The sequence below is a fragment of the Pseudomonas sp. LS2P72 genome (assembly GCF_054897865.1).
The window spans coordinates 1,414,743-1,428,778 of the sequence record NZ_CM142708.1 but is presented as its reverse complement, the minus strand read 5'-3'; the positions used below and the strand labels follow the sequence as shown (position 1 = coordinate 1,428,778).

Genomic DNA, 14,036 nt, shown 5'->3' with positions numbered 1-14,036 from the left:
CGGGCCGAGAGGGTCAAAATCAGTGTTTTCAAGGAATGTTTCGCAAAAGATTACGAAACCCCAGGAACATGCCTAAACTCCAAACTGCGCGGCTGGAACAATAACCGGCCCACTGGCGCCAGATCGGGCCAGACCCCTGTCCATTGGTATGCACTTAAAGAGAACAAAGCTATGAAACGGATTCTTCTCGGTACTCTCTTCACCGCTGTATCCATCAACGCCATGGCACAGGCGCCAGGCGGCCCGGATTGCGGTTGGGGCAACATGCTGTTCGAAGGTCAGCGTGGCACCCCGGCTCACTTCCTGGCATCCACCACAAACGGCACTTCCGGCAACGCAACGTTCGGTATGACCTCGGGTACCAACGGTTGCTCCACCAATGCGTCGCTGACCTATGGCGGCAAATCCTGGATTGCCATGAATGGCATGATGAACGAGCTCTCTGAAGACATGGCTAAAGGTCAGGGCGAAGCGCTGACCACTTACGCCGTGGTACTGGGCGTGGCGCCGGAAGACCGTGCGCATTTCGCCGCCGTCACTCATCAGCACTTCCAGCAGATCTTCAGCAAGGCTGACGTGACCGCTGACGATGTGCATACCAACACCCTGGCCGTTCTGAAGAGCGATCCTCGTCTGGCCAAGTACGTTACTCAAGCTTAAGCTCGACCCGCCCGCTCCTCTTGGGGAGCGGGTTTTATTTTTTGGACCTGTCCCTCTTTGGGTCTTTGTTTCTTTCGACTTAAGTTGCTCACTATGCTCAAACGCCTTGTCTGGCTGGCGCTCTGTGTCTGCGCCCCGCTGTCTGCCACGCCCAAAATCGACAATCAACGTTTGCAGCAATTGGCCAATGACCCCTTCTGGATTTCCCTGGGTCACTACGAAACCGCCAAACTCGGCGGCTGGCGCAGCTATGTCAGCGACAGGAAATTCTTCCTCGCCGCCGACGGCAATGAACATCCTGACCGTGAACTGGGGGCGACCGTGCAAGCGCTGTACGCCCCGGCCAGTGCTGGCGAAAAGCATGCGCAATGCGTCTACCCGGCCCGCACTCGCTGGCTCAAAGCACAGCTCAACCTGAGCGATCTGCCGACGCTTCCCTGCACTGAATTCAAGCAATGGTTCAAGGATGTTTCGCCCCACAGTGCGGTGATGATTTTCCCGGCGGCGTATCTGAACAGTCCGTCATCGATGTTCGGCCACACATTGCTGCGCATCGACCAGGCCAATGTACAAAGCGATCAAACTGCCCTGCTCAGTTATGCGATCAACTTCGGCGCGTACATCGAAGGCTCGGACAACAGCATCCTGTATGCCTGGAAAGGCTTGATGGGCGGCTATCCCGGTTTGTTTGCGCTGGTGCCTTATCAGGAAAAACTCTCGGAGTACCGCAGTCTCGAGAACCGCGATCTGTGGGAATACCGCCTGAACCTGACTCAGGCAGAAACCGAACGCATGGTCGAGCACGTCTGGGAGCTCAAGCAGATCCAGTTCGACTATTTTTTCTTCGACGAAAACTGCTCTTATCGTCTGTTGGAACTGCTGCAAGTCGCCCGCCCGAGCCTGCGATTGACCGAACAGTTCCCGCTGACCGCGATTCCTACCGACACTGTCAAAGCAGTGAAAGAAGCCGGACTGGTGGAGTCCATTCAGTATCGACCGTCTCGCGAACGTGAATTGCTGAGCCGCGCCGAGCCGTTGACCCATGAAGAACAGGAGTGGGTGCTGAAAGTCAGCGCCGACCAGAAGCAATTGCAGGAACCGGCGTTCAAGGCTCAGCCCAAGGAGCGTCAGGCGCTGATCATCGACGCGGCCTATCGCCTGGAGCGCTACCGCGCCAACGGCCAGGAACGCGACCCGCAACGGGCGCAGCGCAGCTTCGAATTGCTGCGGGCGATCAACCAGAATCCCGCGCCGGAGCTGGACATCCCGCAACCCGGCTTGCCCGAGGACGGCCATGAATCGCGCACTTGGCAGGCCGGCATCGGCACTCGGGGCGACAAGGCCTTTGGCGAATATGGCCTGCGCATGGCGTATCACGACCTCAACGACAACGCCGAGAGCTTTCCCCTCGGTGCGCAAATTGAAATCCTGCAAATGAAACTGCGCCAGTACGAAGGCAATCACTGGCAGTTGCAGCAATTTGACCTGGCGACCATCCGCTCCCTGACCCCGCGCAATGAGTTGCTGCAACCGCTCTCGTGGCAAGTCACCGGCGGCCTGGAGCGCGTGCCGGGCAAGCATGACGACGAAACCCTGGTCAGTCACGTCAATGGCGGTGGCGGCGGAACCTGGCAACTGGGCGACGACATGCTCGGCTTTGCTTTGGGCACCGTGCGCGTTGAACACAACAACGACTTTGCCGGCTTCATCGCGCCGGCGGCAGGCTTCAACAGCGGCATGCTGTGGAAAAACCCGCTGGGCAACTTCAGCCTGGAAGCCAAGGGCGACTTCTTCACCAACGGCGAAGTGCGCCGTAGCGTGAGTCTGAATCAGCAGTGGGAATTGTCGCGCAACCTGGGTTTACGCCTGAGTGCCCAGCGCGAATTCAGCCACCTGGCGTCGCCCGAAAACGAAGTGATGCTTGAGCTGAAGTGGTATCACTACTAACCGCCCCGCTTCACCTGTAGGAGCACAGCTTGCTGGCGATGGTATCGACGCGGTTATTCGGATAGAACGAGGTGATGCCATCGCCAGCGAGCTGTGCTCCTACAGGGCTGCGATCTTTTGATCTTTCTTTCACATCCCGCTCACGACTCCACTCCTAGACTTCTCCCATAGGCCGTTGACGGTCGGGAGTCTGAGATGTGGCGTTGCGTGGGTGTGGTGGGTTTGCTGATGTTGATCGCGGGGTGGTAGACGACCTGCTTTTCGCTCGCAATCAGTCGCCCACAGACATCTGTGGAAACTAAAAGCCTGCGACCATGGCCCAAACCCTATAACGGGAGAAAACCATGAGTCGCGCCTTCGTCAATGAAGATAACGCCGCCGCGCAAGCCGATCAGCCTGTCGAACGGCAGGTCAGTGCGCAGCCCAATTACGTCACGCCCACGGGACTGACCCAGTTGCAGGTGAAAGTCGCCGAATTGCAACACCTGCACAGCGAGCAATCGGCCAAAGGAGAGCACGCCGACAAGCAGCGCCTGGCCGACCTTGAACGGGATTTGCGGTATTTCAAGCAACGCCTGCAAAGCGCTCAGGTCGTGACCGCCGCCACCTCAACGCAAAAAGTGCAGATCGGCAGCCGTGTGACCTTCGCCGACGAACACAGCACCGAGCAAACCGTGCAACTGGTCGGTGAAGATCAGGCCGACGCTTCTGCGGGCCTGATCAATTGGGGTTCACCGCTGGGCCGGGCGCTACTCGGGGCGCAACTCGGCGACGAGGTGCTGTGGCAACGTCCGGCTGGCGATCATCTGATCGAGATCATCCGTATCGAACCGGGTTAAACAACGCCTTGGGCGAGCATCGCGTCGGCAACCTTGACGAAGCCGGCGATGTTCGCGCCTTTGACGTAGTTGATCCGGCCATTCTCTTCGCCGTAATGCACGCAAGCGTGGTGGATCGACTGCATGATCGCGTGGAGTTTGCTGTCCACTTCACCACCGGTCCACAGCAGGCGCATGGCGTTCTGCGACATCTCCAACCCGCTCACCGCGACCCCGCCCGCGTTAGACGCCTTGCCCGGCGCGAACAGAATCCCCGCCTCGATAAAAAGGTCTACAGCTTCAAGGGTGGTCGGCATGTTCGCGCCTTCCGCCACGCAGATGCAGCCGTTGCGCAGTAACGTGCGGGCCGCCTCGGCATCCAGTTCGTTTTGTGTCGCGCAGGGCAGCGCGATGTCGCAACTCAGCGCCCACGGGTGCTGGCCAGCCTTGAACTCCAGGCCAAAACGGCCGGCCAGTTCACTGATGCGCCCGCGCTGGACGTTTTTCAGCTCCAGCACCGCCAGCCACTGTTCTTCGCTCAAACCGCTTTCGCAGTACAGCGTGCCTTCGGAGTCGGACAAGGAAATCACTTTGCCACCCAGGTCCATGACCTTGCGCGCCGCGTATTGCGCCACGTTGCCGGAACCGGAGATGGCCACGCGTTTGCCTTCGACGGTTTCACCGCTGCGCTTGAGCATTTCTTCAGCGAAGTACACACAGCCGAAACCGGTAGCTTCCGGGCGAATCAGGCTGCCGCCATAGCTCGGGCCCTTGCCGGTCAACACGCTGGTGAACTGGTTGCTCAGGCGCTTGTATTGGCCGAACAGGAAACCGATCTCGCGGGCACCGACGCCGATATCACCGGCCGGAACATCAACGTCGGCACCGATGTGACGATACAACTCGCTCATGAAGGCCTGGCAGAACCGCATGACTTCAGCATCGCTTTTGCCTTTTGGATCGAAATCCGAACCGCCCTTGCCACCGCCCATCGGCAACGAAGTCAGCGAGTTTTTGAAGGTCTGCTCGAAGGCAAGGAACTTCAACACGCCAAGGTTCACCGAAGGATGGAAACGCAGCCCACCCTTGTACGGACCGATGGCGCTGTTCATCTGGATGCGGAATCCGCGATTGACCTGCACTTTGCCTTGATCGTCGACCCAGGAAACCCTGAAAACGATCGCACGCTCCGGCTCGCAAATCCGCTCCAGAATGCCCGAAGTCAGGTAGTGCGGATTGGCTTCAAGAAACGGCCACAGGCTACGCAGGACTTCCTCCACGGCCTGATGGAATTCAGGCTGGTCAGGGTCACGTTTTTTCAGGCGGGCAAGGAAGGATTCAACGGATTCGATCATGGAAAAGTCTCGGCAAATTTATTGTCGTTGGAAGAGATTGGGCCGGACTTTAGCAAACTGATTGCGCACCACGACAGCGCAAAATGTCGCACTTATGAAAATAAATGGTGCGCTGGATATAAATTCATCGGCTTTTTGCGAGTTTTTTGCACCCGAACAGGGATTTGTATCTGGAGTCTTGCACCACAAGGTAAACCGCCATCGCGAGCAGGCTCGCTCCCACAATAGACCGGGTTTTACCTGCTGACACTGCCCCCCTGTGGGAGTGAGCCTGCTCGCGAAGGCCGCGCTACGGCCTATCTGAAACCCCATAAAAAACGGAGCCCGAAGGCTCCGTTCTTTCATGCAACCCACCTGAAATCAGGCCAGTTTCTTGTGCCGTACACGGTGCGGCTGAGCAGCCGCTTCGCCGAGGCGTTTGCGGCGATCGGCTTCGTACTCTGTGTAGTTGCCTTCGAAGAACACCGCTTGCGAGTCGTCTTCGTACGCCAGGATGTGAGTCGCGACGCGGTCAAGGAACCACCGATCGTGAGAGATCACAATGGCGGCGCCCGGGAAGTCCAGCAGGGCTTCTTCCAGGGAACGCAGGGTTTCAACGTCGAGGTCGTTGGACGGTTCGTCGAGCAGCAGGACGTTGCCGCCCTCTTTCAAGGTCAGTGCCAGGTGCAAGCGACCGCGCTCACCACCGGACAAGTCCTTGACGAACTTCTGCTGATCGCCACCCTTGAAGTTGAAACGACCGACGTAGGTGCGCGACGGGATCTCGTAGTTGCCGATGCGGATCTGATCCGAACCGTCGGAGATTTGCTGGAACACAGTCTTGCTGCCGTCCAGGTCGTCGCGGCTCTGATCGACGCACGCCAGTTGCACGGTTTCGCCGACTTCGATGCTGCCCGAATCCGGTGTTTCCTTGCCCATCAGCATGCGGAACAGGGTCGATTTACCCGCGCCGTTACCGCCGATCACGCCAACGATGGCGCCTTTAGGCATGGAGAACGACAGGTTGTCGATCAGCACGCGATCGCCATAGCCCTTGGAAACGTTCTTGAATTCGATGACCTTGTCGCCCAGCCGTGGACCGGCCGGGATGTAGATCTCGTTGGTTTCGCTGCGCTTCTGGAATTCCTGCGATTGCATTTCTTCGAAGCGTTGCAGACGAGCCTTGGATTTGGACTGACGGGCCTTGGCGCCTTTGCGCACCCACTCCAGTTCTTCCTTCATGGCTTTTTCGTGGGCCGACTGCTGCTTGGATTCGGCAGCCAGACGATCGGACTTGGCTTCAAGCCAACCCGAATAGTTGCCCTCGTACGGGATACCGGCGCCGCGGTCGAGTTCGAGGATCCAGCCGGCAACGTTGTCCAGGAAGTAACGGTCGTGCGTGATCGCGACCACGGTGCCCGGGAAATCGTGCAGGAAGTGCTCCAGCCAGGCGACGGAATCGGCGTCCAGGTGGTTGGTCGGTTCGTCGAGCAGCAGCATGTCGGGTGCGGACAGCAGCAGGCGGCACAGGGCCACACGACGCTTCTCACCACCGGACAGGAATTCGACTTTGGCATCCCAGGCCGGCAGACGCAGCGCATCGGCGGCGACTTCCAGTTGGCGATCCAGGTTGTGACCGTCGCTGGCCTGCAGGATGGCTTCGAGCTTGGCCTGTTCAGCGGCCAGTTTGTCGAAGTCGGCATCTTCATCAGCGTAAGCCGCGTAGACCTCGTCCAGGCGCGCCTGGGCGTTCTTGATCACGCTGACCGCCTCCTCGACCACTTCACGCACGGTCTTGGTCGGGTCCAGGATCGGTTCTTGCGGCAGGTAGCCGATGTTCAGCTCCGGCATCGGACGGGCTTCACCCTCGAACTCGGTGTCGACGCCGGCCATGATTTTCAACAGCGTGGACTTACCCGAACCGTTGAGGCCGAGTACGCCAATCTTGGCGCCCGGGAAGAACGACAGCGAAATGTTTTTCAGGATTTCCCGCTTCGGCGGAACAACTTTACCCAGCCGATGCATGGTGAATACGTATTGAGCCATGGAGAACCTAGGGTCAGTGAACGATGAATGATTGGGGCGCGGGCGATGCCCGGCCAGGCCGTGCGCGTCGTCCGATTGATAGCTATCAATACGTGCGCGCTGAAAAAGCCTGATTCTAGGAGCTGGAACGCTCCCGCGTAACCGGCAAAGCTACCTGATTGACGGAAGGCAGTCCAGCCGAGCGGGACTGGCACTTTGCCACAACTCAGGGCATGCTAGCCGCCCTCCGGGCGTCCGGCTTATAGTGCACGTCGCGCCAGTCCAGCCAAACCGCAGGATTACAGTTTGTCTAATGTCACTCCCTCATCTTCCGTGAGCGCACTCAATCCTGCGACCGGCTCACCCCTGCGTGGGTCCTTGAAGGGCACGCTGGCGGCGCTCGCCCTGTTGTTGCTCGCGCTGCTGTTCTGGCAGTTGCTGGATCAGCTTCGCGATGCCCAACAACACCAGCGTCAGTACACCATCGACTACACCGCCGATCTGGCCTCGCAAGTCAGCCTGAACATGGCGCTCAACGCCCAGATCGCCCTCAACCTGCTACCGATCGTCGAACAACCGCAAAGCGCCGACGAACAGCAGGCGCTGCTGCGCAAACTGCAAAAATCCTTGCCCGACGTGCGCAGCCTCGCGTTGCTCAGCCCTTCCGGGAAAGTCCTCACCGACAGCGCCGACAACAGCGATGACGCCGACTACCTGAGCGAACTGGTCCGTCGCAGTCACGCCCAGGCCCATTATTTCAGCAACGCCAATGACGGTTCGGTGGTGCATCTGCTGCTGCATCAAGCCAGCGGCAGCACCCGCGGCTACTGGGTTCTGCGCCTGACGCCGACATTTTCCTCGTCGCTGACCAAACCAAACGAAACCGCTATTCGCCCGCTGTGGGTGGTGGAAAACCGCGTCAATCACCAGATCATCAGCCGCGACGATGCGCAGCCCTCAGCCACTCCGACGGTGTTGACCGCGGATGAGCTGGCCAACAGCGTGCTGACCGTGCCCCTGAGCAGCAGCGACTGGCAACTGCGCGGGTTGTTCGACCGACAACAGGTGATCGAACAGCTACTGCCGGCGTTCATCGGCAAATGCCTTCTGGGCCTGGCCTTCTCGTTGCTGCCGTTCATCGCGCTGCTGAACATGCGCCGCCGCCAGCGCCAGGTGCACGAAGGCCGTCGACGCTACCAGGACATTTTCGAAGGCACCGGCGTCGCCTTGTGTGTACTCGATGTGTCCGGGCTCAAAAGCGTCTTCGACAAGGCTCAACTGCACAGCAGCGAACACCTGAAGGCCTGGCTGGATACACCGCAACAACGCCAGCACCTGCTGCAGGAACTGCGCATCACCGAGGTCAACCTGGTCGCCCTGCAATTGCTCAACGTCAACACCTGCGAGCAAGCCTGGAAACTGCTGATCGACGGTAACCCGCAGGACGGCACCGCAATCGGCGATCAAGTGCTCGACGCGGTGCTCAACCAGCAGAAACAGCTGGAACTGGAAATCAAACTGCAAGACGCCAATGGTCGCGACCAGCACGTGTGGCTGGTCCTGCGTCTGCCGGAAGACCAGGACGACTATAAAGCGGTGATCCTGAGCATCACCGATATCACCAGTCGCAAGCTTGTCGAACTGTCGCTATTGGAGCGTGAAGGATTCTGGTCTGACGTGGTGCGCACCGTGCCGGATCATCTTTACGTGCAAGACGTGATCAGCCAGCGAATGATTTTCAGCAACCACCACCTGGGCCAGACGCTCGGTTACAACCGTACCGAACTGCACCAGATGGGCGAGTACTTCTGGGAAATTCTGCTGAACCCCGAAGATGCCGATTTCTACCACCGCTCACGCCAAACCCAGCGCCAGGCCGGTTACAGACAATTGATGCAATGCCAGCTGCGCTTCCGCCACCGGGACGGTAAATGGCGGCGTTTCGACATCCGCGAACAGGCGCTGGCGCGGGACAAGCACGATCAGGTGACGCGAATCATCGGCGTGGCCAAGGACATCACTGATCAGATTGAAGCCAGTGAGTCCCTGCGCGACAGCGAGCAACGCTACCGGATGCTCGCCGAAAGCATCAGCGACGTGATTTTCTCGACCGACAGCAAGATGGCCCTCAACTACGTCAGCCCGTCGGTGCAAGCCGTGCTGGGCTACGACGCCGACTGGATTTTCCAGAACGGCTGGCAATCGACCATCGCCAACCCGCAACAGCTAGCCGGCATTTACAGCCTGATGGACCGGGTCAGCAAAGCGCTGAACAAACCCGAGCAACTGGCGCAATTGCGCAGCCAAGTGCAGACCCAACTGTTTTTGTTCGATTGCCTGCGGGCCGACGGGCGCAAGATTCCTATCGAACTGCGGCTGGTGCTGGTTTGGGACGAACACGGTGCATTCGAGGGCGTGCTGGGCGTCGGTCGCGACATCAGCCAGCAACGCCGGGCCGAAAAAGACCTGCGCATGGCCGCGACCGTATTTGAGCACTCGACCTCGGCGATCCTGATCACCGACCCTGCCGGCTATATCGTTCAGGCCAACGAAGCCTTCAGCCGTGTCAGCGGTTATGCGGTGGAGCAGGTGCTCGACCAGTTGCCGAACATGCTGACCGTCGACGAACAGCAGGAAGCGCATTTGCGTTACGTGCTCAAGCAATTGCATCAGCACAGCACATGGGAAGGCGAAGTCTGGCTCAAACGACGCAATGGCGAGCATTACCCGGCCTGGGTCGGGATCACGGCAGTGCTGGATGACGAAGGCGATCTGGCCAGCTACGTGTGCTTCTTCAGCGACATCAGCGAACGCAAGGCCAGTGAGCAGCGGATTCACCGCCTCGCCTATTACGACGCCCTGACCCACTTGCCCAACCGCACGCTGTTCCAGGATCGCCTGCACACGGCGCTGCAATCGGCTGAACGGCAGAAGTCCTGGGTGGTGCTGATGTTCCTCGACCTGGACCGATTCAAACCAATCAACGATTCCCTGGGCCACGCCGCCGGCGATCGCATGCTCAAGGAGATGGCCACGCGCCTGCTCGGCTGTGTCGATGATGACGACACCGTGGCGCGCATGGGCGGCGATGAGTTCACCTTGCTGCTGCAACCGCGCGCCAACCGTGAAATTGCCTTGAACCGGGCGATTCATGTGGCCGAACAGATTCTCGCCAGCCTGGTGAAACCGTTCGTGCTTGAAGGCCGCGAGTTCTTCGTCACCGCCAGTATCGGCATCGCCCTGAGCCCTCAGGACGGTAACGAACTCAGCCAACTGATGAAAAACGCCGACACCGCGATGTATCACGCCAAGGAGCGTGGCAAGAACAACTTCCAGTTCTATCAGGCCGACATGAACGCCAGTGCCCTGGAGCGTCTGGAGCTGGAAAGCGACTTGCGTCATGCCTTGGAGCAAGACGAATTTGTGCTGTATTACCAACCGCAGTTCAGCGGCGACGGCAAACGCCTGACCGGCGCTGAAGCCTTGTTGCGCTGGCGCCATCCGCGACGCGGTCTGGTGCCGCCGGGAGATTTCATTCCGGTGCTCGAAGAGCTCGGCCTGGTGGTGGATGTCGGCGACTGGGTGATCAGCGAGGCCTGCCGTCAACTCAAGACCTGGCATCAGGCCAAGGTCCGGGTGCCGAAGGTGTCGGTGAACATTTCGGCCCGGCAATTCTCCGACGGCCAACTCGGGACGCGGATCGCCACCATCCTCAGGGAAACCGGCCTGCCGCCGGCATGCCTGGAGCTGGAACTGACCGAAAGTATTCTGATGCGCGAAGTCAGCGAAGCGATGCAGATTCTCGCCGGGCTGAAAAATCTCGGCCTGAGCATTGCGGTCGACGACTTCGGCACCGGTTACTCATCGCTCAACTACCTCAAGCAGTTCCCGATCGACGTGCTGAAAATCGACCGCACCTTCGTCGACGGCCTGCCGTCGGGTGAGCAGGATGCGCAGATCGCCCGCGCGATCATCGCCATGGCCCACAGCCTCAATCTGGCCGTTATCGCCGAGGGCGTGGAGACCCACGAGCAACTCGACTTCCTGCGTGAGCATGGTTGCGACGAGGTTCAGGGGTATCTGTTCGGTCGGCCGATGCCGGCGAACCGGTTTGAAGCGCAGTTCAGCAATGATGCGCTCTTCATGTTCGACTGAGATTTTGTGGGGAGGCCATCGCCAGCAGGCTGGCTCCCACAAGATTTTATGTCGGTCAGGGAATTTGCAGGCTATCGCAATTACTGTGGGAGCCAGCCTGCTGGCGATTGGGCCAGCACGATCACCGCTGATCCCGTCATGAAGCCCACTTGTCTGCGACATGATGTCCTTTCATATGCCATCTAAAACCCATTGGGTTAGAATGCCCCCCTTTTCTGCCCCGATCCTTGAGGACCGCCATGTTCAGCCGTGATTTGACTATTGCCAAGTACGACGCCGATCTCTTTGCCGCCATGGAGCAAGAAGCTCAGCGCCAGGAAGAACACATCGAGCTGATCGCTTCGGAAAACTACACCAGCCCTGCGGTCATGGAAGCTCAAGGCTCGGTACTGACCAACAAGTACGCCGAAGGCTACCCGGGCAAGCGCTACTACGGTGGTTGCGAGTTCGTCGACGTGGTCGAGCAACTGGCCATCGACCGTGCAAAAGAACTGTTCGGCGCTGATTACGCCAACGTTCAACCGCACGCCGGTTCGCAAGCCAACAGCGCCGTTTACCTGGCTCTGCTGCAAGCGGGCGACACCATCCTGGGCATGAGCCTGGCGCACGGCGGTCACCTGACCCACGGTGCCAGCGTTTCCTCCTCTGGCAAGCTGTACAACGCCGTTCAGTACGGTATCGACGGCAACGGCCTGATCGACTACGACGAAGTCGAGCGTCTGGCGGTTGAACACAAGCCGAAAATGATCGTGGCCGGTTTCTCTGCCTACTCGCAGATCCTCGACTTCCCGCGTTTCCGCGAAATCGCTGACAAGGTTGGCGCTTACCTGTTCGTTGACATGGCCCACGTGGCCGGTCTGGTCGCCGCTGGCGTCTACCCGAACCCGGTGCCTTTCGCTGACGTCGTGACCACCACCACGCACAAGACCCTGCGCGGTCCACGTGGCGGCCTGATCCTGGCTCGCGCCAACGCCGACATCGAGAAGAAACTGAACTCCGCAGTATTCCCGGGTGCCCAGGGTGGCCCGCTGGAGCACGTGATCGCCGCTAAAGCGATCTGCTTCAAGGAAGCGCTGCAACCTGAGTTCAAGACCTACCAGCAACAAGTGGTGAAAAACGCCCAGGCCATGGCCGGCGTGTTCATCGAGCGCGGTTACGACGTGGTGTCGGGCGGTACTCAGAACCACCTGTTCCTGCTGTCGCTGATCAAGCAGGAAATCTCCGGTAAAGACGCTGACGCCGCTCTGGGCAAAGCGTTCATCACCGTGAACAAGAACTCCGTGCCAAACGATCCACGCTCCCCGTTCGTCACCTCCGGCCTGCGCTTCGGTACTCCGGCTGTGACCACTCGTGGTTTCAAGGAAGCAGAGTGCAAAGAACTGGCCGGCTGGATCTGCGACATCCTGGCGGACCTTTCCAACGAAGCGGTGATCGACGCCGTTCGTGAGAAGGTCAAGGCCATCTGCAAGAAGCTGCCGGTATACGGCGCTTAATCAGCCCGCTAAACCGCAGCAATGAAAAACCGGCCAGTGATGGCCGGTTTTTTTTCGTCCGCAATTTTTTCAAACCGCGAAAAGGCTCAAGGTCGGGGGGTTGCGTCCAACTGGTAAGACCGGACATGCCAATTTTTCAAAATACACTTGCGATCACCCAAAAACAGCGCCTAGACTGCGCCTGCACTGGACATACCGGTAAGACCACAATAATTAAGTCCTGAATCTGATGCGCGAAGCGCACGGCAGCCAGGACACCGACCAGGATTCCTCCCATGCTCAGATGGTGCTCGCGTTCAATCTTCCTCCAAGTGGTTCTCGGACTGGTGCTCGGTATCGTCTGTGGGCTGACCCTTCCTGAATACTCCGCCCAGCTCAAACCGCTCGGCGATGGCTTCATCAAACTGATCAAGATGCTCATCGGTCTGATCGTGTTCTGCGTAGTGGTCAGCGGCATCAGCGGTGCCGGCGACCTGAAGAAGGTCGGACGCATCGGCCTGAAATCGGTGATCTACTTCGAAATCCTGACCACCATCGCCTTGGTGATTGGTCTGGTGTTCGCTTTCACCACCGGCATCGGCAGCGGCGCGAACATTCATCTGGATCAGCTTTCCGCTGCCGACATGGGCGACATCGCCCAGCGCGGTCAGCACATGCAAACCACCTCCCAGTTCCTGATGAACCTGATCCCGACCTCGGTGATCGGCGCCTTCGCGGAGAACAACATTCTGCAAGTGCTGCTGTTTTCAGTGCTGTTCGGCAGTGCGCTGAACCTGGTGGGCGAAGCAGCGTCGGGTATTTCCCGGCTGATCAATGAGCTGAGCCACGTGATCTTCCGCATCATGGGCATGATCGTGCGTCTGGCGCCGATCGGCGTGTTCGGCGCCATCGCTTTCACTACCAGCAAATATGGCCTGGATTCGCTGCAGCACCTGGGCAGCCTGGTTGGCCTGTTTTACCTGACCTGCGTGGCGTTTGTAACATTGATTCTCGGCCTGGTGATGCGCCTTTCGGGCCTGAAGATGTGGCCGTTGCTCAAGTACCTGCGCGAAGAACTGCTGATCGTCATGGGCACCGCCTCCTCCGACGCCGTGCTGCCGCAAATCATGCGCAAGCTTGAGCATCTGGGCATCGGCAGTTCGACAGTCGGGCTGGTCATTCCTACCGGTTACTCGTTCAACCTGGACGGTTTCTCGATCTACCTGACCCTCGCCATCGTGTTCATCGCCAATGCCACCGGCACGCCGCTGGCCATGACCGACCTGCTGACCATTCTGCTGGTGTCGTTGATCACCTCCAAAGGTGCCCACGGGATTCCCGGCTCGGCGCTGGTGATTCTCGCGGCGACACTGACGGCGATCCCGGCGATTCCGGTGGTCGGCCTGGTGCTGGTGTTGGCAGTGGACTGGTTCATGGGCATCGGCCGGGCGCTGACCAACCTGATTGGCAACTGCGTCGCCACCGTGGCCATCGCGCGCTGGGAAAAGGACATCGATATTCAACGGGCGAACAAAGTACTTTCTGGCCAGGTGGGTTATACCTTCCAGCCGAGAAAGCCTGTCGGCCCTGCACATCAGCAGGAATTCTGAATAATCGCCGTGTCT

At 59.2% G+C, this 14,036-nt stretch carries 8 protein-coding genes; 6 read left to right on the top strand and 2 right to left on the bottom strand.

The window, feature by feature from the left end:
* Window positions 1–171: 171 nt before the first annotated feature.
* The 3 genes from ACYZUA_RS06545 (at window position 172) to ACYZUA_RS06535 (ending at window position 3,446) form a co-directional block, all read left to right on the top strand.
* Window positions 172–660, top strand: a complete 489-nt coding sequence (locus ACYZUA_RS06545) for a DUF3015 domain-containing protein (RefSeq protein ID WP_461962465.1) — start codon at window positions 172–174, stop codon at window positions 658–660.
* A 93-nt stretch (window positions 661–753) separates the two neighbouring features.
* A complete protein-coding gene (locus ACYZUA_RS06540; RefSeq protein WP_461962464.1) occupies window positions 754–2,607 on the top strand; it encodes an Lnb N-terminal periplasmic domain-containing protein in 1,854 nt (617 codons plus the stop codon).
* Between the two features lie 344 nt (window positions 2,608–2,951).
* On the top strand, window positions 2,952–3,446 hold the full coding sequence (locus ACYZUA_RS06535; RefSeq protein WP_461962463.1) for a GreA/GreB family elongation factor: 495 nt from the start codon (window positions 2,952–2,954) through the stop codon (window positions 3,444–3,446).
* Here the strand turns inward: ACYZUA_RS06535 and gdhA are convergent.
* On the bottom strand, window positions 3,443–4,780 hold the full coding sequence (gene gdhA, locus ACYZUA_RS06530; RefSeq protein ID WP_461962462.1) for an NADP-specific glutamate dehydrogenase: 1,338 nt from the start codon (window positions 4,778–4,780) through the stop codon (window positions 3,443–3,445). The genes ACYZUA_RS06535 and gdhA overlap by 4 nt on opposite strands.
* A gap of 360 nt (window positions 4,781–5,140) precedes the next feature.
* A complete protein-coding gene (gene ettA / locus ACYZUA_RS06525; RefSeq protein ID WP_461962461.1) occupies window positions 5,141–6,805 on the bottom strand; it encodes an energy-dependent translational throttle protein EttA in 1,665 nt (554 codons plus the stop codon).
* A 285-nt stretch (window positions 6,806–7,090) separates the two neighbouring features.
* Between ettA and ACYZUA_RS06520 the strand changes: the two genes are divergently transcribed.
* The 3 genes from ACYZUA_RS06520 (at window position 7,091) to ACYZUA_RS06510 (ending at window position 14,021) form a co-directional block, all read left to right on the top strand.
* The gene (locus tag ACYZUA_RS06520) at window positions 7,091–10,939 is read left to right on the top strand and encodes a sensor domain-containing protein (protein WP_461962460.1); all 3,849 of its coding nucleotides are present in this window, start codon (window positions 7,091–7,093) and stop codon (window positions 10,937–10,939) included.
* 239 nt (window positions 10,940–11,178) lie between these two features.
* Complete coding sequence (gene glyA, locus ACYZUA_RS06515) at window positions 11,179–12,432, top strand: serine hydroxymethyltransferase (protein WP_046048774.1); 1,254 nt, start codon at window positions 11,179–11,181, stop codon at window positions 12,430–12,432.
* 275 nt (window positions 12,433–12,707) lie between these two features.
* Window positions 12,708–14,021: a C4-dicarboxylate transporter DctA gene (locus ACYZUA_RS06510; RefSeq protein WP_008154240.1), complete on the top strand. Its 1,314-nt coding sequence runs from the start codon at window positions 12,708–12,710 to the stop codon at window positions 14,019–14,021.
* Window positions 14,022–14,036: the final 15 nt, after the last annotated feature.